The organism is Pseudomonas sp. J452 (assembly GCF_024666525.1).
In the GTDB taxonomy this organism is placed as follows: Bacteria; Pseudomonadota; Gammaproteobacteria; order Pseudomonadales; family Pseudomonadaceae; genus Aquipseudomonas.
In genome coordinates this window covers 3,700,009-3,719,639 of record NZ_CP088294.1, presented here as the reverse complement: position 1 = coordinate 3,719,639, position 19,631 = coordinate 3,700,009, and the positions used below count along the sequence as shown (strand labels likewise).

Below are 19,631 nucleotides of genomic sequence, written 5' to 3'. Positions count from 1 at the left end.
CCCACCTGAAAAAGTGCTGGATAACGTATTTGTAATTTTCCAGTCACCTTGCTGATAGGCATAGAGCACTACATTCTGCCGGGAATTGGCTTTCTACTTATTTTCCTAAGTAATAACCTGCGAGATTTCTCAGGCTAAATAAATAGCAAGGCCTTCATTTATTCCAGCAGAGTTAGTTCTGCGGAGGGCTTTTAAGTGTATGTAGAAACAGTCGCCGGTTATGGTGTAGGCATAGGTAAGCTCTGTGTATTTTCAGGCCTACTGGCCGCATTGTTGATTGCTCCAGTGACAACAATTGCTACTGAATCAGTCGGGCAATCAATAACGATTGAGGAGGCGCTGGCGCAAGCGCTCACCGAGAACCAGGAGTTCGCTGCAGCACAATGGAATACTGGCATTGCCAAAGGCGCTCGTACCCAGGCTGGGCTGATCCCAAATCCTGAGCTGTCCTGGAGCGTTGAGGACACGCGCAGTGAGTCGCGCGTTACCAGCATTCAGGTATCTCAGCCAATTGAGCTGGGCGGCAAGCGTGGCGCGCGCATCGATGTTTCTGAACGTGATCAGGACGCTGTGGCGATTGACCTAGAGCGTAAGAAAAATACCTTGCGCGCTGAGGTTATCCAGGCCTTTTACTCGGCACTGCGTGCCCAGGAAGGACTGCAGCTTTCCACTCAGTCGTTAGACCTTGCCCGTCGCGGACTTCAGGTGGTCGAAGGGCGCGTAAAGGCCGGCAAGGCTTCGCCAATCGAAATTTCGCGTGCTCAGGTGCAGCTTTCGGAAATTCAACTGGAGCTGAATCGCGCACGCCTCAATCGAAGCAATGCCTACAAGCAACTGGCGCTCATAACGGGTGCCAAGACGCCGAACTTCGAACATGTCGAGGGTGATCTTGAGCGCCTGCCGTACCTGCCGTCGCAGGCTGAGATGCTTGCACGCATAACAGATACAGCGGACCTGCGGCTGGCCAGCATGCAAATCCAGCGTGCCGAGTCTTCCTTGGAACTCGAAAAGTCGCAACGCATTCCAGACCTAACTGTCAGCGTTGGCAGCCAATACGACGAAGGGCTTGGCGAGCGCGTCAATTTGCTCGGCTTGTCGATGCCTATTCCATTGTTCAACCGCAACCAGGGCAATGTGTTGGCCGCTGCTCAAGGGGCTGACCAGGCGCGGGATTTGCGCAATGCCACAGAGCTTCGCATGCGCGCGGAGGCTCAGCAGGCGTTTGAGCAATGGGAAAACGCTAGAGGTGAAGTCGACTCGATCAGCCGCACATTGCTGCCGACGGCGCAGCAAGCGGTAGAGGGTGCCGTGCGGGGGTTTGAGATGGGTAAGTTTGCCTTTATCGATGTGCTCGATGCTCAGCGCACCCTTGTGAGCATGCGTTCCCAGTACCTGAATACCCTGGATGAAGCTATTTCGGCCTGGGTGAGCTTGGAGAAAATCTACGGTTCCCAACTCAACGTCGAATTCAAAAAATAAGCATCTCCGCAGACCTACATAACGCCTCAGGCGGTCGCGCCATACGGCATGAAGCCTCACCTGCGTTCCGGGCGGTTGCATGCTTATTGAGCCCGTTCAGTCGCCGTCGGGGCATGAGTCAAATTCAATACTTTTGATAATTTGGAGTTACCAATGGCATCAACAACTCCCAGAAAACAGTGGCTGATGATTGCGGCCGTTGTCGCCATCGGTTTGGCTGTGGCGGGTCTGATTTTAAGTGGCAGCCCAGGTCAGTCCGGGGAGGAAGGCCATGGCCATGATGAAAGTCATGAGGATGCATCGGCTCACGCAGATCCCGAACACCATGGGGATGCTTCGCCAGAGGCGCATGAAGAGGCCGACGAGCATGCAGATAAAGAGCACCATGAAACCGTAGAACCCACCAAGGGCGAGCATGGCGGCAAGCTTTTCACTGAGGGTGATTATGCGCTTGAAGTGACGATTTTTGAGGAAGGCGTAGAGCCTCAGTTCAGGCTCTATACCTACCTGGACGGCAAGCTTCTTAATCCTGCGGACAGCAAGGTGCAAGTGACCTTGTCGCGCCTTGGTCAACCTGCACAAATTATCAATTTCAGCAAAGAGAATGACTACCTGCGTGGCGATGCCGCGGTTGTAGAGCCGCATTCATTCCAGGTTTCCATCAGTGCCAAGCACAGTGGCAAGAGCTACTCGTTCGGTTACGAGCAGGTTGAGGCGCGAGTGACCATGACGGATGCGCAGCTTGAACAGGGTGGTGTCACGCTAGCCACTGCGGGGCCCGCAAAAATCGCTTCCACGCTGCAAATTCTGGGCGAGGTTCGCTACAACGGTGACCGCACCGTTCAGGTGACCCCGCAACTTGCCGGTCGGGTCGACTCGGTGGCAGTGAGCGCTGGCGATACGGTCCGCAAGGGTCAGGTGCTGGCCAAGATATCCAGCCAGGCACTTGCCGAGCTGCGTGGCGAGCTGTTGGCTGCGCAGCAGCGTTCGGCGTTTGCCCGCACGACCTATGCGCGCGAAAAGCAATTGTGGGAAGAGAAGATTTCCGCCGAACAGGACTTCCTGCAGGCGCAGGTTGCCATGCAGGAAGCCGCTATCGCAGTGCAGCGCGTCCAGCAACAAATAGCCTCGCTGGGCGGTGCCCCAGCCAAAGGCCAGAATCTCACCGAGTTCGAGATTCGTGCCCCTATCGATGGCGTGATAACCAGCAAAAGCATCTCTGTTGGTGAAGTGCTCAAAGAGGATTCCGCCGTCTTTACCGTCTCGGATTTGTCGACCGTATGGGTGGACTCAACTGTGGCGGCGAAAGACTTGGGCGTAATCGCCGAAGGGCAAAACGTTGTCGTGAGTTCCAGCGCATTCGCCGCCAAGGCAGAGGGCAGTATTTCGTATGTCAGCGCTCTGGTTGGGGCGCAAACCCGCTCGGCGACTGCTCGCATCGTGCTCGCCAACCCAGATCGGCTATGGCGGCCTGGTTTGCCGGTGACGGTCGAGGTGATTGCCGAGGAGAACGAGGTTCCCGTTGCAGTGGCCGTCGAAGCGATCCAGACCGTTCGCGATTGGCAGGTGGTGTTCGGCCGCTTCGATAGCCAGCTGGAAGCTCGGCCGCTTGAGTTGGGCAAATCCGACGGCCGCTTCGTCGAGGTTATCTCGGGGCTGAAGGCGGGGGATCGTTACGCACTGAAGAACAGCTTCCTGATCAAGGCTGAGCTTGGCAAAGCCGGCGCGAGCCATGACCACTAATCCGGAGTCGAGCCATGAAACAAGTTACCGCTATTTTTCGCCCGATCCGGCTTGAGGCCGTCGAGCAAGCGTTACACGCGCTGCCACACCTGCCGGGATTCACCATCCTGCCCGCTCATGGTCATCCGCGTGGCCATGGTAAGGATCACAGTTACATCGCCGACGAGTGGAACCCCGACGCCCATCAGCACCTCGTGCTGGTGGCATTTTGTTCCGACGAGGTTGTCGATGAGATCGTCCAGGCCATCGAGAAGGCTGCTCACACCGGTGTACCCGGTGATGGAATCGTCGCCGTAGCCCCGTTGACCGACGTATTGCGCATCCGTACTGGAGAGCGCGGTGATGCTGCGCTTTAGGGAAATTTGATATGTACGAACGATTAATTCGCTTCGCCATCGATCAGCGCTGGCTAGTTTTGCTGGCTGTGCTCGGCATGGCCGCGTTGGGTGTTTACAGCTACCAGAAACTGCCGATTGATGCGGTTCCCGATATCACCAACGTGCAGGTGCAGATCAATACCGAGGCCAAGGGCTACTCGCCACTGGAGACCGAACAACGTGTGACCTTCCCGATTGAAACGGTCATGGCGGGGCTGCCCAACTTGCAGGAAACGCGCTCCATCTCGCGTTATGGGTTGTCGCAGGTCACGGTCATCTTTGAAGACGGTACGGACATCTACTTTGCGCGTCAGTTGGTGAATGAGCGGATACAGGAAGCCCGTGGCAACCTGCCCGGCGAACTCTCGCCAAGCATGGGGCCCATCGCTTCTGGTCTGGGCGAGATCTACATGTGGACCATCGAGGCGCAAGACGGCGCGAAAAAACCGGATGGCAGCGCCTATACACCGATGGATCTGCGTGAGATTCAGGACTGGATCGTCAAGCCGCAACTGCGAACCGTTAAAGGTGTTACCGAGATCAACACCATTGGCGGCTATGCCAAGGAGTTCCAGGTCTCACCCATGCCGGAGCGCTTGGTCGCCCATGGCCTCAGCCTGCAGGATATTGTGGTTGCGTTGGAAAGCAATAATGCCAACGTTGGTGCGGGCTACATCGAACGCAGCGGCGAGCAGTATCTTATCCGCGCCCCAGGACAGGTAGGCAGTATTGCCGACATCGCCAATATCATCATCAAGAACACCGATGGCGTTCCTGTGCGCATCGGTGATGTGGCCGAGGTTGGCCTGGGTAAGGAGCTGCGCACCGGTGCCGCTACTGAGAACGGCCAGGAGGTGGTGCTCGGCACCGCCTTCATGTTGATTGGTGAGAACAGCCGCTATGTATCGCAGGCGGTCGACCAGCGCCTGAAGGAAATCAACCGCAACCTGCCGCAAGGGGTCATGGCGAAGACGGTTTATGACCGTACCGTATTGGTCGACAAAGCCATCAGCACGGTGAAAAAGAACCTGGTCGAAGGCGCTCTGCTGGTTATCGCGATCCTGTTCCTGTTCCTGGGCAACATCCGTGCAGCGCTCATCACTGCGATGGTGATCCCGCTGTCGATGCTGTTCACCTTCACGGGCATGGTCAGCAACAAAGTCAGCGCAAACCTGATGAGCCTCGGCGCGCTCGACTTCGGCATCATCATCGATGGTGCCGTGGTGATCGTCGAGAACTGTGTGCGGCGTCTGGCTCACGCCCAAGCCACAGCGGGCCGGACGCTGACCCGTAACGAGCGTTTCCATGAGGTGTTCGCGGCGTCGAAGGAAGCGCGTCGTCCGCTGCTGTTCGGTCAACTGATCATCATGGTGGTGTACCTGCCGATCTTTGCGTTGACCGGTGTGGAGGGCAAGATGTTCCACCCGATGGCGTTCACCGTGGTGACCGCCCTGTTGGGGGCCATGATCCTCTCGGTGACCTTCGTCCCGGCGGCTGTTGCGCTGTTCCTCAATGGCAATGTCAGCGAGAAAGAAAACCGCTTGATGGTCTGGGTCAAGCAAGGCTACGCGCCGCTGCTGGATTGGGTCATGGTCAGTAAGCCGTTAGTCCTGACTATCGCAGCAGTCATCATGGTGCTTTCCGGTTTGGCTGCTTCGCGCATGGGCAGCGAGTTCGTGCCGAGTTTGGATGAAGGCGATATCGCCTTGCATGCCTTGCGCATTCCAGGCACCAGTCTCTCGCAAGCGATTGACATGCAAGTGCAGCTCGAACAACGGATCAAATCCTTTGCTGAGGTTGATACGGTGTTCGCCAAGCTGGGAACCGCTGAAATTGCTACAGATCCGATGCCGCCAAACGTGGCGGACAACTTTGTCATGCTTAAACCACGTGACCAGTGGCCCGATCCTGATCGCAGCAAAGCCGATTTGGTTGCGGCCATGCAGGAGGCGGTTGAACAGGTTTCCGGCAACAACTACGAGTTCACCCAGCCCATTCAGATGCGCTTCAACGAGCTGATCTCCGGCGTACGCAGTGACGTCGCGGTGAAAGTGTTTGGCGACGACATGGATGTGATGAACGAGACCGCCGAGCAAATCGCCGAGGTGCTGGAGGGTATTCCGGGTGCAGCCGATGTGAAGGTCGAACAGACCACCGGTCTGCCGATGCTCAGCGTACAAATCGACCGTGAGAAAGCCGCACGATTCGGTTTGAATGTCTCGGAGATTCAGGACGCCATTTCCACCGCCATCGGCGGGCGCGAGGCGGGTGCGCTGTTTGAAGGTGACCGGCGTTTCGATATCCAAGTTCGCCTGGCGGACGAGTGGCGCAATGATGTCGACAAGATCCAGCAGCTGCCTATTCGTCTGGCCAATGGCGATGGGCTGGATGGCCCAGGGTTTGTGCGCTTGGCTGATGTGGCGAGCGTGGTGTCCGCACCGGGGCCGAACCAGATCAGCCGTGAAAGTGGCAAGCGCCGCGTGGTGGTCACCGCTAACGTTCGCGGTCGCGATATCGGCTCTTTTGTCGCCGAGGCCGAGAGCAAGATCGCCCAGGCGGTGAGTGTTCCTACAGGTTACTGGACGACTTGGGGCGGCACCTTCGAGCAGCTCCAGTCGGCGGCCAAACGCCTGCAGATTGTCGTGCCGGTCTCATTGCTGCTGGTGTTCACGCTGCTCTTCATGATGTTCGGCAATGTCAAAGATGGCCTGCTGGTATTTACCGGCGTGCCCTTCGCGCTGACAGGCGGGATCATGGCCTTGTGGCTGCGTGATATTCCGCTCTCGATCTCTGCTGGGGTGGGTTTCATTGCGTTGTCGGGTGTCGCGGTACTCAACGGCCTGGTGATGATTTCCTTTATTCGCAGTTTGCGTGAGAACGGCATGGGGCTGGACGAGGCCATTCGCGAAGGCGCATTGACGCGTCTACGGCCGGTGCTGATGACTGCCTTGGTGGCGTCTCTGGGCTTTATTCCAATGGCCACTGCCATTGGCACCGGCGCTGAGGTTCAGCGACCTCTGGCGACGGTGGTAATTGGCGGAATTCTGTCCTCAACAGCGCTGACGCTGCTGGTTCTGCCATTGCTCTACCGCTTGGCCCATCGCCTGCGCTAAGTTCACAGCGCTATTCGTGTGCAACTGAAAAGCCCCGCTCTTGAGCGGGGCTTTTTGCTTACCGGAAATACCACTTAATGTAGGCGGTGACTGTGCCTATGCTGGCCAGAGCGGGATTGATCGTGGCCGGGCTCTTAGTTATCGCCAAGAAGCCCTGATCAGAGGAGCCCTTAGCCCTCGTGCTGCTGAAAGGCTGCCGCCAGCGTCAACTGTGCACGTGCCTCGATAATCTCGATTAGCTCGAAATGTTTGGGGAACTCTCGCTTGAGCCAGTTGCTGGGCACGAAGTGATGATCGAGGTGAACGATTGTGCTTTGGCCTTCGGCAGCCGCGCAGAGCATGACGTTCAACTCTGAATCATCACCGGCCATCGCCGCGGGCACGAAGACGATGCCGTTGTCGCTAATACCGAAAGTGCGCCTCCATTCGGGGAACTGCTTCTGCTCGGAATTTGAAACGGCAAACCAATGAATTCTGTCCATTTATTTCTTCTCGAAAGGGAGCAGCGTGGAGTACGGCAGTGCATCACCTTCGGCTGCGGCTAATACTTGGTCCAGTACCGCCTCAGGGGCGTCGAGAGCACCGAGAATCACGTACAACTCGGACAACACGTTCATCCTGGCTGCGCGATCGAAGCCGGCATCACCGCCTACTGACTCGGCGTGATCGAGTGCATTGGCAATGGCATTCTCATTGAGCAGATAACGCGCGCCACAATCGCAGATAAATGGTTGTTTGGCGTTGTAGAACCGATCCTGTGCTTCCCAACCATGCAGCCTTGGCTCCATGGGCTTGCCGCACTTTGGGCAATAGGCAGGTTGCACATCGGTAAGGTAAAGCATGACTTGAGTTCCTTTCCTGCCGCGCCGCTCCGTGTTTGGAGGGCCGTACAATGCGCGCTATTGTCGTAACCCCGCTTCATAGCTGTCCAGAAAAGGTACAAAGGTACAAATGTCCCTCGCGCTTGACTCCGCCCTGACCAGCCCCAGCTTGATTCGCCTCGACCCGGCCTATGCCCTGGCAGCCCATCTCGCAGAGCGCCATCTGCTAGGCTACCTGATGCTCAATGGTGAGGCGTTACGCTTGGTGGCAGAAATTATCGATCCCGGTGATTTCGAGGGATATCCACATTGCCGGATTTACCTGGCTATGGAGACGCTGGCCAGTCTCGGCGAAGCCATCGACATCCTGACGCTCTCTGAATTGCTTGAGTCGGACGAGCATTACCAGGCCGCAGGTGGGATTCAATTGCTTGGGCAACTGGCCACGGAGACGCCGATTCGTTTCGAGCAGGTGAGCGGCCTGGCCCGCCTACTCAGAGGTTTTGGTGTATTGCGCTCCAGCCTCAATGAGGCCTATCAGAGCCAACGCCGACTATGCAGCCTGCTAGAGGCCAAGCGCTGCGGGCTCTCGCACGGCAAGTCATGGGTTGCCACCATCGATGACACGATTCGGCAGGAGCAACCGTTTCCGCATTCCTGGCTCGGGCAGCGCGTCTGCTATGTCTACGATGAATCCGTTATAGAGCACGCGACTCTGTGACCAGCACTATCGGTGCAGATTGGATGTAAAGGCCTTCGGTACGTATCATTTTCCTGTCTTGCTATACGCTGACTGCGATGATTTTTTGCAGATATGAATTACTTGCGGAAGAGTAGGGTTAGTTGCCTAGCGTGGAAGCTTATATTCTCAGTAAATCTCTTTTATTATTAAAAGATTAAATAAAAAAAGCGCCCCGAAGGGCGCTTAGGGTACACCTCTTTCCAAAGGAGCTCGGGAGCTTCTAGAGGTGAACAACGTTCGGAAGTGAGCAGCTAGTCAGCTTTGGTTTCTTTTTTAGTATCGGTATCGATCCGATCTTGGCTGGTGGCCTTAGCTTTTAACTCGTCCGCCGCTTTAGCGGCGCGCTCAGTTCCGTGAATTCGTTTTTGATCTGCTCTGAACTTTTCATTCATTTTAATTGAGCGTCCAGAGCCGTCTGCAGCATAAATCTGTGTGGATCCGACAAGAAGTACCGATCCAATAACTAGGGCTTTCAACATCTTCATAAGGCAGGCCTCGTAAAATTCAATTAGTCGCTTGTCGAGGTTTATGGACAAGTTCTGCAAGTTCGAATGAATTTTACGGGGGTGAAGCTAACAGCAGCGTGAGCCCAACATTACATTCTTGAAATCTAATAACTGTCTATCTTGTTATGCATGAGCGGGCAGGGCTTTTAGAGCCCGCCCGCCCATCCATTTTTAGAGCACGCTCAGTGGGTACTCAACGATCAGACGAACCTCGTCCAGATCCGACTCGTAATCCGTTGCGCGGGTAGTCATCTGACGAACGCGGAAGGACATATCTTTCAGCGAGCCAGCTTGTACGACGTACTTGGCTTCGATGTTGCGCTCCCAGCGCTTCTGGTCGGTCAGCGGATTACCATCGGCATCACGACGCATATACACATTGTTGGCGTCGGAGTAATCCGCATCTGTACCCAGCGCATAGCGCGTCATGAAGGTCAGTCCAGGAACGCCATAGCTGGCCATATCCAGGTCGTAGCGCAGCATCCAGGATTTCTCTTTCGGCGAGTTGAAGTCGCTGTACTGAATGGAGTTGTCGAGGAAGATGGAATCAGACTGGCGCAGGTAGTCGAAATCATCGTCGCCGTTGTTGCGCTGGTGCGACAGGGCAACGCTGTGTGCACCGAATTGCACGCCCACTTTGCCGCTGTAGATATCGTTGTCGAACTCGCCCAGCAGCTGTTGGCCGTCATCGACAGCTTTGTAGTAGTTCAAACCACCGAACAAGGAAACACTGTCGGTCAGCGGGTAGGTGAAGGACGTACCGGCATAGTGTTGCTTCCACGCATCCTTGAGTTGGCTGCTATAGAGGCTGAAGCGCAGGTTATCGTTCAGCGCGTAGTCACCACCGAAATAGGCAACCCATGGGGATGCGACGGAGCCTGCGTAGAATGTTGCGAACTCATCGCGCATTGTGCTGACTTGCGGCTGGCTCATGGCATGCAGGCGGCCACCTTGAAGGGTCAAACCATCAAAGCTGGTGTTCTCAACCGTAACGCCGCGAAAGCTTTCCGGCAGCAGGCGGGCGTCACCGTAGTGAACCACTGGCGTCATGGGGAATACATCACCCACTTTGACAACAGTGTCGAGTAGCCGGGCTTTTACTGCACCGCCGACTTTGGAGTAATTGTCTTCAGCTTCGCCATCACTGTTTACAGGGAGCAGGTTAATGCTGCCGCCTGGACCATAACGACCATCACCGGTATCCAGCTTAAGGCCGAGCATGGCGAAGGCATCAATACCAAAGCCTACAGTGCCTTGGGTAAAGCCCGATTCAAACTTTCCAATGATCCCGTGGGCCCATGCCTCAGAGTAGCCATTTTCAGTGTTGCTCGACTGACCTTTACGAAAGTCACGGTTCATGTAGAAGTTACGGTTGAGAATATTGAAACTGCTACCTTCTACAAAACCTTCGGCTTGCTCTTCTGCAGCCGCCATAAGAGGAGTTGAGCTGACAATCGCCGAAAATACTGCAAGGGATAGCTTGGTTTTATTAAGCATTTATTGCTCCTTTATAATTGGCAGTTATAGGTCTAGTTTTTTCGCCATTGCGTTCTTATTGGTTGCGCACCCTCAAGCGCTCTGCACCTTTGGGGGCTGAGTCCTATCCTTGCAAGGCGAAGATAACTTGGAGATGATTGAAAGATTACAATTCTGTAATCTTCATAAGCCGGCAATAAAAGTTGTCTTAAAGCGACATTTACATGCGTATTTTCAACGAAAATACGACGCATAGGACGTGAGAAATCTCAGTCTTAAATTGACTGTGTGGTTAACGAGGAGGTCAGTCAGCTCACGGTAGCGCTGTGTAGATGAACAGCTGTCAGTCGCAAGATCGTCTAGGTCGCCGTTGTGGCTGAACTCGCGCGAGTAAACAGATTACTGCTCTTGTGATGAGCAATGACTTATAGCCAGCGGCGCACTTTCGCCTGGTAGGCCAAGAAGTCGCCCTTAAATAGAGCCTTCAGCGCTCGCTCCTCGGCGGCGATTTGGAACTTGTTCGTATACAGGACAAAGCCCAGTACGCCGAGCAACGAAAGCGGTGATGCCAGGTAGCAAGCCCAGGCCGTGAGAAACAGCGCAAAGCCGACATACATCGGGTTGCGTGAGTACCGATAGATACCCGAGCTCACAAGCGCTGAGGCTGTTTCAGGCTTCAACGGATTGACGGTTGTCTTCGCTTTCCGAAAAGACAGCGCTCCTGCAAGGCTAAAGAAAACCCCTATGCAGAGCACCAACAGAGCGGCCGTCACGCGCGCTGAAAAGGCTGTGTTGAGACTTGGAGCAAAGATAGATCCCGCCCACATTAGCCCTCCAAGCAGGGCGGCAATAATGGGTGGGGGTATTTTGTTCTCAAGCGTGCGCATAGACAGCATGGATGCAATCACCGATTGGATGGGGTCGGATCTTCGTTTGCAAGCAGGGCCTGCAGTTCTTCAGGAACCGGCATGGGCCTGAAAGCACTGACTCTGGAGCGGCCTGTGTTACCAATCGGCACCCAGATCTTGGAGAACAGCAGGGCCGCGAAAATGCGGGGTATTTGCCCCGCGACCTCGCGATAGTCGCCAGTCTGCCATCCGAGTATGAGCATCAACCAGTGCGACCTGGCATGCAGCAAGGGGTGGCGTTGGGTCAGGATGTGCGTGCGTTCCAGCCATTGAAAGGCCTCTGTACTGCGCTTTTCCTGCATGGCGTGCTCTGCCTGTTGAAAGGCTTGTTCAACTGCGAGTTGCAATGCTGCTTTCATCTGCAATCCTCCGGCCCTACTTTTTAAGCAGGCGCAGGCCGTTGAACACCACCAGCAGGCTAACGCCCATGTCTGCAAAGACGGCCATCCACATGGTGGCTTGCCCCGTGAGCGTAATGACGAGAAACAAGGCCTTGATCCCCAACGCTAGCACGATGTTCTGCTTGAGGATGGCAGCGGTTTGCTGGGACAGGCGAATGAAAGCCGGAATTTTGCGCAGGTCGTCATCCATCAACGCTACATCTGCGGTCTCAATAGCGGTGTCCGTGCCGGCGGCGGCCATGGCAAAACCGATTTCAGACTTTGCCAGCGCCGGCGCGTCGTTGATCCCATCACCGACCATCCCGACAACAAAGCCGCGGGCTTGTAATGCCTCAATGGCTTGCAATTTGTCGACCGGGAGGAGATTGCCGCGTGCCTCATCGATACCGACCTGCTTTGCGATAGCTTCTGCGGTGTACGGGTTATCACCTGTCAGCATCGTGGTTTTCACCCCGAGTGCGTGTAACTCCTCAATTGCCATGCGGCTGGAGTCTTTGACTGTGTCGGCAACGGCGAACATGGCAATCGCACGTTGCTGATTGCACAGCACCACCACCGTCTTGCCTTGGCGTTCGAGGCGCTCCAGTGTCGCTTCAAGCTCTGGTGAACAGAGACCAAGCTCCTCCACCAGGCGGTGGTTGCCCAGATGAAGATCTGTGCCGTCGATGGTGCCCCGTACACCTCGACCAGGCAGGGCTTCGAATCCTTCAACGGCGGTAAACGCCAGCCCATTCTTACTGGCATGCTTGGCTATCGCTTGCGATACCGGATGGTCAGACCGACTGGCGAGGCTGGCGGCATGTGTGCGGTAGACTTCTGAGTCCTGATCAACCAGCGGCATGTAATCGGTCTGCACCGGCTTGCCGTGAGTAATAGTGCCGGTCTTGTCGAGTGCCAGGAAGCCAAGCTTGCCGCCGGTTTCAAGGTAGACACCGCCTTTGATCAGAATGCCTTTGCGCGCAGCCGCAGCCAGGCCACTGACAATGGTGACGGGCGTTGAAATAACCAAGGCGCAAGGGCAAGCGACCACCAGCAGTACCAAGGCACGATAGATCCAGTCGTACCAGGGTTCGGCCATGAAGAGTGGCGGCACAATGGCGATAGCCAGGGCGAATAGGAATACGACAGGGGTGTATACCTTGGCGAATTGGTCGACAAAGCGCTGGGTCGGAGCACGTGAACCCTGTGCCTCTTCGACCGCGTGAATGATGCGTGCCAGCGTGGTGTTGGTAGCGGCTGCCACGACGCGGTATTCCAGCGAGCCTGCTTGATTGATGGTGCCAGCAAAAACCGGGTCTCCGACGGTTTTCTCTACGGGCAGGCTTTCCCCCGTGATCGGCGCTTGGTTGATGGTGGAGTTGCCGGAAGTCACCTCGCCATCGAGGCCGATCCGCTCGCCAGGCCGAACCCTGACCAATGCACCTAAGGCTATGGTTTTAACCTCAACTTCAAGCCATGAGCCGTCTGCTTGCTGCACCGTGGCGCGCTCTGGGGTCAGATCCATCAGGCCGCGGATGGCATTACGAGCCCGATCCAGCGATTTTGCCTCGATCAGCTCGGCCACAGAAAAGAGGAACATGACCATGGCGGCTTCCGGCCATTGCCCAATCAGCACCGCACCGGTAACCGCAATACTCATCAGTGCATTGATGTTCAGGTTGCGGTTCTTCAGCGCAATCCAACCCTTTTTATAGGTCGTCAGGCCGCACAGCAGAATGGCGAGCAGCGCCACACCGGCCACAACCCACTCAGGTGCAAGCTCGGCGAAGTGCAGCACTTCAGCCGATACGGCAGCCACACCGGATAGCGCTACAGGCCACCAAGCCTTCTTGCGCGGCGCTGCTTGCGCTTCATCGTTTACTGTTGCTGCACCCTCAACCACTGGCGTGAAACCAAGGTCGCGAATCGCTGCCAGGGCTGCTGGCAATGCTTCTGCTGTGTGGCTAAACGTCAATACGCGCTGAAGCAAGTTGAACTCCAGCGCGCTGATGCCGGTCAGGGAGGAGAGCTTGTCGCGGATCAGCTTTTCTTCCGTTGGGCAGTCCATCTGTTCGATTGTGATGCGGGCTTGCCCCTCAGCAGAGAGCGGTTCTGCTTGCATACCTAGGGATGAGATCGCCGCTTCAATAAGAGCGGTCGACGGCAAGCTGTGCCATACCCCAAGAACGCGATTGATCAGATTGAAATCGAGCTTGTCTATGCCAGCCAGCTTGCTCAGTTTGTCTTGAATCAGCGTCTGTTCGGTGGGGCAGTCCATTTGTTCAATACGGAAACTGCTGAGCCTGGAGCGAACCATGGCATTTACCGTTGTAGTTGCCGTGGCCGAGCACTTAAACGCGCCGCTGGGGTCACAGCAGACATCCTTTGAAACCGCTTCAGGTTTTTGTTCATCACTGCAGCAACCAGCCATGGGGGTATCCTTATTGGTCAGTGCTGTAGAGTGAACACCCTGAAGCCACTACAGGGTCAAGAGTTTGTAGAAGGGGTATTTCATGAAAATTGGAGAGCTGGCCAAGCTTGCCGATTGCCAGGTTGAAACGGTTCGCTATTACGAGCGTGAAGGGCTGTTGCCGACACCGGCTCGCAGCGAGGGCAATTATCGTCTTTACAGCAGTGAGCATCTTGAGAGGCTTACGTTTATTCGTAATTGCCGAACACTGGACATGACCCTGGACGAGATCAGAAGCTTGTTGGCGCTGATGGATCGGCCAGAGGGGAACTGTGAGGGTGTGAATAGCTTAGTGGATGAGCACATCGAGCATGTGCAAGCGCGAGTGACCAGCCTCCTGGCACTGCAACAACAGCTGGTTGAGTTACGACACCGTTGCGCCTCTGAGCGGGGTGTAGACGAGTGTGGAATTCTCCAGCGCCTGAATACCACCGGCGGAGTCAGTGCACTTCCAGATGATGGCCATACCCACGTTGGGAAAAGCCATCGCCACTAAACAATGCGCCACCACCTGCAGTACTCGGCACGAGACATTGCAGGCGGTGGTGCGGGTTTGTTTACAGACTGCAAGCGCTTATTTGCTTTGTTCGATTTCAGCTTTAACCAGATCAATCAGTGGCTGTGCACCAAAGCTCAGGAGCGGCTTGCCATTCACAAAGAACGTGGGCGTCTGGCGCACGGCAGCAGCTTGGGCATCCTGGGCGTCTGTTTTAAGCGTTTCGGTGATATCGGTAGCCATCATCTCTGCGCGGGCCTTTTCCACATCTAAGCCTGCAGCTTCAGCAGCCTCCCAGGCTTTGAGCACCTGAGGGTCACTGTGCCATTGCGGTTGAGCCGCCATGATTGCCTCCAGAACCGGCTCATAGACCCCCTGCTTACGCGCAGTTTCAAGGATTCTTGCCGCTGTTTCAGAGCCTTCATGGAAGAGGACGTAACGCAGCACCAAGCGCACATCTTTCGGGTTCTCAGCCAGGATCTGCTTAACCAGTGGAAAGAAGGCACGGCAGGCTTCGCAGGACGGATCGAAGAACTCAACAATGGTTACTGGCGCAGTAGCGGCACCGATAACTGGCGAATGGAAGCGCACCAAGGAGCTGGTTGCCGGGGCCGCTGGCGGAGTTTCTTCGCTTGCCGAATATCGATCATAAACGAATGCCGCAGCAGCGAAGCCGAGCGCAGTAAGAATGCTGATGACGAGGACGATTGCACGTCTGCTCATAGGGAAGACCTCCGGCGGATGAGAACAAGAAGAACAGCGATAAGGGTGAATGCACCCAGCGAAAGCAGTGGCAGCGGTATGCTGCCGAAAATCATCATGTCAGCGCTGGAGCATGATGGGCCTGCACCACAGGGCTTGATGCTCTCCGGGATGATCCCGAGGTAGAGCAGGCTGTGGTAAAGCGCGATGAGCCAACCCACGACGGTAACTGGCAACGCATAGCGCCAGACGCCGAAATCTGAGATGTAGCAACCAACGGCCAGAATCACGACCAGTGGGAACATGAATGCGCGCTGGAACCAGCAGAGAACGCAGGGTGTTTTCCCCATGACCTCGCCGATGAACAGCGCGGCTAAAGTTGCAACAAGCGCAATACCCCAGGCCATAAGTAGCAGTCCCCAGGGGTTGATAGCGTGAGTGTTTGTCTCTGCTTCCTTCATGGTTGACACCTGCCCTCGACTGAGGTGGATGGCGCGGAAACTAGCTTTGGCGCTATACCGCTTGTGGTGACGTCTTGAGCCCGTGCATCTGCCATGCCCATAACCATCAACGAGATGGCGAACAGCGATAAGAGCGCCGGGCGGCGTAGGTGCGCGGACAGAGCCACGAACCAGCGAGGAGAAAGCGATTGCATAAGTTGATCCTGGATTGCAGTGGTCTTTGGCCGCAATGCGGCTTTGTCTAGATCACGCGTCTGGATCGTGGAGGGCGCTCAATCAGGTAGATAGGGCGAACTGGCGTAGCTTGATCCGAAATAGCCGCAAGTGCGTTGTTTTCTGCTTGGGCAGGCAGGGTAAGCAACGGCCCGAGGTAAGGGGTTTCATGCACATGGTCAGCAGTCACCGGCGAGTGCCGATGATCTTCACACCATGAGCAAGAGGGGGCTGTATCTGTGGACAAACTACTGTGCGTGGATTCGCTTTTGAATCCCGCTTGCGGCTCTGTACCCGTCAACAAGGAAGATGTATGCCAGACCATGACCAGCAGTAATGCCAGGCTCAGTGCAAGTACTGCTTGAGTTGTAATAGTACGGCTGGGCATCGTTGATGTCGGTAGGCATTAAGTGGGGGAGGGAGGTTTGAGCCTAGCCTCATTGAAAATACGGTCGTCGTACGAATTGTCCCGCATGAGATCATTCTCAGGTGGGCGGCACAAGCACCATAGGCATCGCATAACCTTTTAAAAGGTGACGCGCCCAGAGGGCTAATTACACAGTGCACGGCGACTGTAAACGATGGTTCCTTGCTGATTATATGGAGTGAGCAAGCAGGCTTTGAAGAAGGAAAACCCACACTAGCTGAGCGTGCGGATCAGGTGCAGTGCTACTAGATGACTAGGGTAGAACCAGTAGCCCCAGCGCTTGACCGGCCAGATCCTGAAATGGCGCGTTCGGCGCAGTAGCCATAGCCCAATTAAGGGCGCAGCGAACGCTGTGGCCAGGATCAGCAACGTATAGGGCTGCAACTCCCACTCGGCGAGCCAGCGGTTGCGACTGTTGGCCAGTACGCAAAGTGAGGCAGGCAATAGCCACACAAGCCCAGGGCGCTGAATGGCCAGCAGCAACGCTGCAGGCAGCAGTGCGCCGAAAACGCCGTACATCAGGCGCTCTTGCATCAACACCGCGACAGTCACGCCGGCCAAAGCCAGGATCAAACCGTCGCGACCACGGTGATGTGCTCCCCAGGTGATAAGCAGGCCCAACAGCAGCGAAGGCATAACGTTGAGCGTGCTGCTGTCGTTAGAAAGCAGGCGATAGGGCAACTCCGAGATCACTGCAAACGCAGTCATCCAGCCCATGTAGCGAACGTTGTTATCGGAATACAGCTCACCTGTTTGCGAGCGCGCGACATTGGCGGCGATCCCCAGGCAGAACATTGGAAAGGCTAAGCGCCCAACGATGAACAACCATCCGTTGTCAGGCCAGATGTAGCGCAGGTGATCCAGCAGCATGGTCAGCATCGCCAGCCACTTGATCAGATCTAGGTTGGTGTCGCGCTTCTGCAGGCTCACCCAAACCACCCAAGCGTCATGGCAGCTAGTGCCAGATAGCGAGTGGTCTTAGCCAGCAGCACGATCAACAGAAAGCTCCAGAATGGTTCGCGCATAACACCGGCTACCACGGTAAGCGGATCACCAATGATCGGCACCCAGCTAAGCAGCAGTGACCAGCGACCGAAGCGGTGATAAGCCTGCTGGGCCTTTTTCAGTTTGCCTTCGCTGACGGGAAACCAGCGCTTGTGCCGGTAATGCTCGATGGAACGGCCCAGCAGCCAGTTCAGTGCCGAACCCAGCACATTGCCCGTGGTGGCCACTGCCAGCAGTGCCCAGGCCGCGTAGCGGTCGGTCAGCAGCAACCCGACCAGCACCGCCTCCGACTGCATGGGCAGCAGCGTGGCGGCACCGAAGGCGGCGAAGAACAGGCCGAAATAACCGGATAACTCCCACATCGGCTAGGCGTTCAGGCCGATCCAGCCGTGGAAGCCAACGTAAATCCCCACCCCAATGATCAGCAGGCTGGACAGGTAAGGGGCGCGACGCGCGACAGCACCGAGCCAGGGCCAGCGATTGGAGGCTTGCCGAGCGCCAATAGCGGCGGCGGCACCAACGGTGACCAGGGTGATGGCCAGACCAATGCTGAAACACAGCACCAGGACGGCACCCAGGGCGACTTCTTTCACTTGTAGGCAGAGCAACAGCACGGTGATCGCGGCCGGGCAGGGAATCAGCCCGCCTGTTAGGCCGAACAGGACGATCTGGCCGGTGGTGACATTGCGGTTGCTGAAGCGCTTGCGGATGTCGTTGGCATGCGCCCGCTCATGGGCATCCTGATAGCCGTCCAGCGACAGCTCCAGCTCTTCCAGCTCGGAGTGCTCATGACCGTGGTCGTGCTCGCGGAACTCCAGGTCATAGTCGTGGGAATGTCCGGCATGGCCCAGACTCAGGCGCGCGGTGAATTCGTGGGGCTCGGGAATCACGTCGACTGACTCTAGGTAATCACCGCGGTCAACGAAGCAAAACTGCTGGGCCAGTCCATCGGGGCGAGTCGTCAGCAGGCTCACTTCGGCAGCCGGCCAGACATGGCCACTCAAGGTCTTCAGCCGCCAGCGCGGTGGAGTACTTTCCTCGAAGATCGACAGCTCGATACGCCCATGTCCGGTGTCGATGCGCTGCGTTTCATCGTGGTGGTGCTCGTGTTGATGCTCATCACCTTCCTCGAAGCGCCACATCTGCTCGCCACGCCAGGTGCGCCAGAGCATCCACAGGGCGATAGTGATAATGATGGCGGCGGACGCGAGCTGGAAATACGGCTCGGTAGTTTCGGCATCCAAATTCTGCCCTAGGTACATGCCGCCCATGGCCACCAGCCAGACTACAGCGGTGTGCGAAAGCGTTGCGGCAAGGCCTAGCAGAATGGCCTGCTTCACCGTGCCACGAATGGCCACGATAAACGCCGCCATCATGGTTTTCGAATGCCCAGGCTCAAGGCCATGCAAGGCACCCAGTAATATGGCACTAGGGAAGTACAGCCAGGCCTGCGAGGCCCCCTGTTGCAGCAGTTCGGCGAAACTCGACATGGGAGGGGCCTAGAGGTACTTGGTGATTTGCTTGAAGTCTTCGAGTGATGCGCGCTCGCCTATCGCAAGTGCTTCGACCGTATGTTCCAGGCAGTGGTCGATATGGTCTTGGATAAGCACACGCTTGGCCTGGCAGACGGCTTTTTCCACGGCATGCAGCTGCTGGGCGATGTCGACGCAGGCCCGGCTTTCTTCGATCATGGTGACGATGCTGCGCAGGTGGCCCTCCGCTCTTTTCAACCTTTTGATGATGTCGCCATGACTTTGGTGCTGGTGGCCGTGTTCGTGATCGCTCATGCCTTGAGTCTCGTGCGTCGATGAATTACGCTCGCATGCTATCCCCCAGGGGGGGATATGGTCAAACCGACCAACCCTCCAGAAAAGCCACCCGCTTAGGCATCGAAAGAACCACAACATGCTCAGCAATCCCATCAGCACCAAGGTGATTTTTGCCCTTGCTCTCGCCATCTTGATGGCCTGGGCCGGGCATACCTCTGCGCTGTTTATGGGGTCGAGCCAGCCAGCCTTGGGTGGCAATGACGGTGCTCATTCGCATGCGCATGGTGACGAGACGCTGGCCTGTGCGGCGTACGGGGATCACTGCCACTCGCCGCTGACCGCCGACCATCTGCATGAAACACCACACCTGACCGCACGGCTGAGCATCAGCACGCTGCCAGAACGTGCGCAGCCGATACCAGCCCCTCATTACTCCATTCCTCCAAGCCCGATCTTCCTGATCGAGCGGCCGCCGCGCGCCACATTCGTGATCTGACACAGGCCGCTGTGCGGCCCAAGACCACTGCAATTTAGGACTCAACT

At 56.4% G+C, this 19,631-nt stretch carries 20 protein-coding genes; 7 read left to right on the top strand and 13 right to left on the bottom strand.

What is annotated here, in order from left to right; translation table 11 throughout:
- The first annotated feature begins 231 nt into the window (after positions 1-231).
- The 4 genes from LRS11_RS16770 to LRS11_RS16755 all read left to right on the top strand — a co-directional run bounded on the left by LRS11_RS16770 (position 232) and on the right by LRS11_RS16755 (position 6,712).
- Positions 232-1,479 carry a TolC family protein gene (locus LRS11_RS16770; RefSeq protein WP_409519820.1) on the top strand — a complete coding sequence of 416 codons (1,248 nt, stop codon included), beginning with the start codon at positions 232-234 and terminating at the stop codon, positions 1,477-1,479.
- A 153-nt stretch (positions 1,480-1,632) separates the two neighbouring features.
- The gene (locus LRS11_RS16765) at positions 1,633-3,222 is read left to right on the top strand and encodes an efflux RND transporter periplasmic adaptor subunit (RefSeq protein WP_260494031.1); all 1,590 of its coding nucleotides are present in this window, start codon (positions 1,633-1,635) and stop codon (positions 3,220-3,222) included.
- A 14-nt stretch (positions 3,223-3,236) separates the two neighbouring features.
- The gene (locus LRS11_RS16760; protein ID WP_017675710.1) at positions 3,237-3,578 is read left to right on the top strand and encodes a P-II family nitrogen regulator; all 342 of its coding nucleotides are present in this window, start codon (positions 3,237-3,239) and stop codon (positions 3,576-3,578) included.
- 11 nt (positions 3,579-3,589) lie between these two features.
- A complete protein-coding gene (locus LRS11_RS16755; protein WP_260494030.1) occupies positions 3,590-6,712 on the top strand; it encodes an efflux RND transporter permease subunit in 3,123 nt (1,040 codons plus the stop codon).
- A gap of 170 nt (positions 6,713-6,882) precedes the next feature.
- Here the strand turns inward: LRS11_RS16755 and LRS11_RS16750 are convergent, their stop codons facing one another.
- Positions 6,883-7,194 (bottom strand): hypothetical protein, encoded by a 312-nt coding sequence (locus LRS11_RS16750; RefSeq protein ID WP_260494029.1) that lies wholly within the window; start codon positions 7,192-7,194, stop codon positions 6,883-6,885.
- Positions 7,195-7,554 carry a hypothetical protein gene (locus LRS11_RS16745; protein ID WP_260494028.1) on the bottom strand — a complete coding sequence of 120 codons (360 nt, stop codon included), beginning with the start codon at positions 7,552-7,554 and terminating at the stop codon, positions 7,195-7,197. It abuts the gene before it with no gap.
- A gap of 109 nt (positions 7,555-7,663) precedes the next feature.
- On the opposite strand from LRS11_RS16745, the gene LRS11_RS16740 reads away from it, so the two are divergent.
- Positions 7,664-8,254, top strand: a complete 591-nt coding sequence (locus tag LRS11_RS16740; protein ID WP_260494027.1) for a DnaB-like helicase N-terminal domain-containing protein — start codon at positions 7,664-7,666, stop codon at positions 8,252-8,254.
- A 272-nt stretch (positions 8,255-8,526) separates the two neighbouring features.
- Here the strand turns inward: LRS11_RS16740 and LRS11_RS16735 are convergent, their stop codons facing one another.
- From LRS11_RS16735 to LRS11_RS16715, 5 genes are all read right to left on the bottom strand, one after another.
- A complete protein-coding gene (locus LRS11_RS16735; protein ID WP_260494026.1) occupies positions 8,527-8,760 on the bottom strand; it encodes a hypothetical protein in 234 nt (77 codons plus the stop codon).
- Between the two features lie 192 nt (positions 8,761-8,952).
- A complete protein-coding gene (locus LRS11_RS16730; protein WP_260494025.1) occupies positions 8,953-10,278 on the bottom strand; it encodes an OprD family porin in 1,326 nt (441 codons plus the stop codon).
- Positions 10,279-10,682: 404 nt separating this feature from the next.
- Positions 10,683-11,144 (bottom strand): isoprenylcysteine carboxylmethyltransferase family protein, encoded by a 462-nt coding sequence (locus LRS11_RS16725; RefSeq protein WP_260496939.1) that lies wholly within the window; start codon positions 11,142-11,144, stop codon positions 10,683-10,685.
- Positions 11,145-11,161: 17 nt separating this feature from the next.
- Positions 11,162-11,524, bottom strand: a complete 363-nt coding sequence (locus LRS11_RS16720; protein WP_260494024.1) for a DUF3703 domain-containing protein — start codon at positions 11,522-11,524, stop codon at positions 11,162-11,164.
- 16 nt (positions 11,525-11,540) lie between these two features.
- Positions 11,541-13,823: a heavy metal translocating P-type ATPase gene (locus LRS11_RS16715; RefSeq protein ID WP_260496938.1), complete on the bottom strand. Its 2,283-nt coding sequence runs from the start codon at positions 13,821-13,823 to the stop codon at positions 11,541-11,543.
- 235 nt (positions 13,824-14,058) lie between these two features.
- On the opposite strand from LRS11_RS16715, the gene cadR reads away from it, so the two are divergent.
- Positions 14,059-14,511: a Cd(II)/Pb(II)-responsive transcriptional regulator gene (cadR, locus tag LRS11_RS16710; protein ID WP_017675702.1), complete on the top strand. Its 453-nt coding sequence runs from the start codon at positions 14,059-14,061 to the stop codon at positions 14,509-14,511.
- Positions 14,512-14,589: 78 nt separating this feature from the next.
- Here cadR and LRS11_RS16705 read toward each other — a convergent pair whose 3' ends face one another.
- The 6 genes from LRS11_RS16705 to mreA all read right to left on the bottom strand — a co-directional run bounded on the left by LRS11_RS16705 (position 14,590) and on the right by mreA (position 19,106).
- Positions 14,590-15,234, bottom strand: a complete 645-nt coding sequence (locus LRS11_RS16705) for a DsbA family protein (protein ID WP_045733417.1) — start codon at positions 15,232-15,234, stop codon at positions 14,590-14,592.
- Entirely contained in the window at positions 15,231-15,674 is a 444-nt protein-coding gene (locus LRS11_RS16700) for a disulfide bond formation protein B (RefSeq protein WP_260494023.1), read from the bottom strand. Before LRS11_RS16700 ends, LRS11_RS16705 begins: the two co-directional genes overlap by 4 nt.
- An 853-nt stretch (positions 15,675-16,527) precedes the next feature.
- Positions 16,528-17,253: a conjugal transfer protein TraX gene (locus LRS11_RS16695; protein WP_260494022.1), complete on the bottom strand. Its 726-nt coding sequence runs from the start codon at positions 17,251-17,253 to the stop codon at positions 16,528-16,530.
- Entirely contained in the window at positions 17,241-17,681 is a 441-nt protein-coding gene (locus LRS11_RS16690) for a YqaA family protein (RefSeq protein WP_017675699.1), read from the bottom strand. Before LRS11_RS16690 ends, LRS11_RS16695 begins: the two co-directional genes overlap by 13 nt.
- Before the next feature lie 3 nt (positions 17,682-17,684).
- The gene (locus LRS11_RS16685; protein ID WP_017675698.1) at positions 17,685-18,809 is read right to left on the bottom strand and encodes a nickel/cobalt efflux transporter; all 1,125 of its coding nucleotides are present in this window, start codon (positions 18,807-18,809) and stop codon (positions 17,685-17,687) included.
- A 9-nt stretch (positions 18,810-18,818) separates the two neighbouring features.
- Complete coding sequence (gene mreA, locus LRS11_RS16680; protein ID WP_017675697.1) at positions 18,819-19,106, bottom strand: metal-sensing transcriptional repressor MreA; 288 nt, start codon at positions 19,104-19,106, stop codon at positions 18,819-18,821.
- 118 nt (positions 19,107-19,224) lie between these two features.
- Here mreA and LRS11_RS16675 point away from each other — a divergent pair, with 118 nt between their 5' ends.
- Positions 19,225-19,584: a hypothetical protein gene (locus tag LRS11_RS16675; protein ID WP_017675696.1), complete on the top strand. Its 360-nt coding sequence runs from the start codon at positions 19,225-19,227 to the stop codon at positions 19,582-19,584.
- Positions 19,585-19,631: the final 47 nt, after the last annotated feature.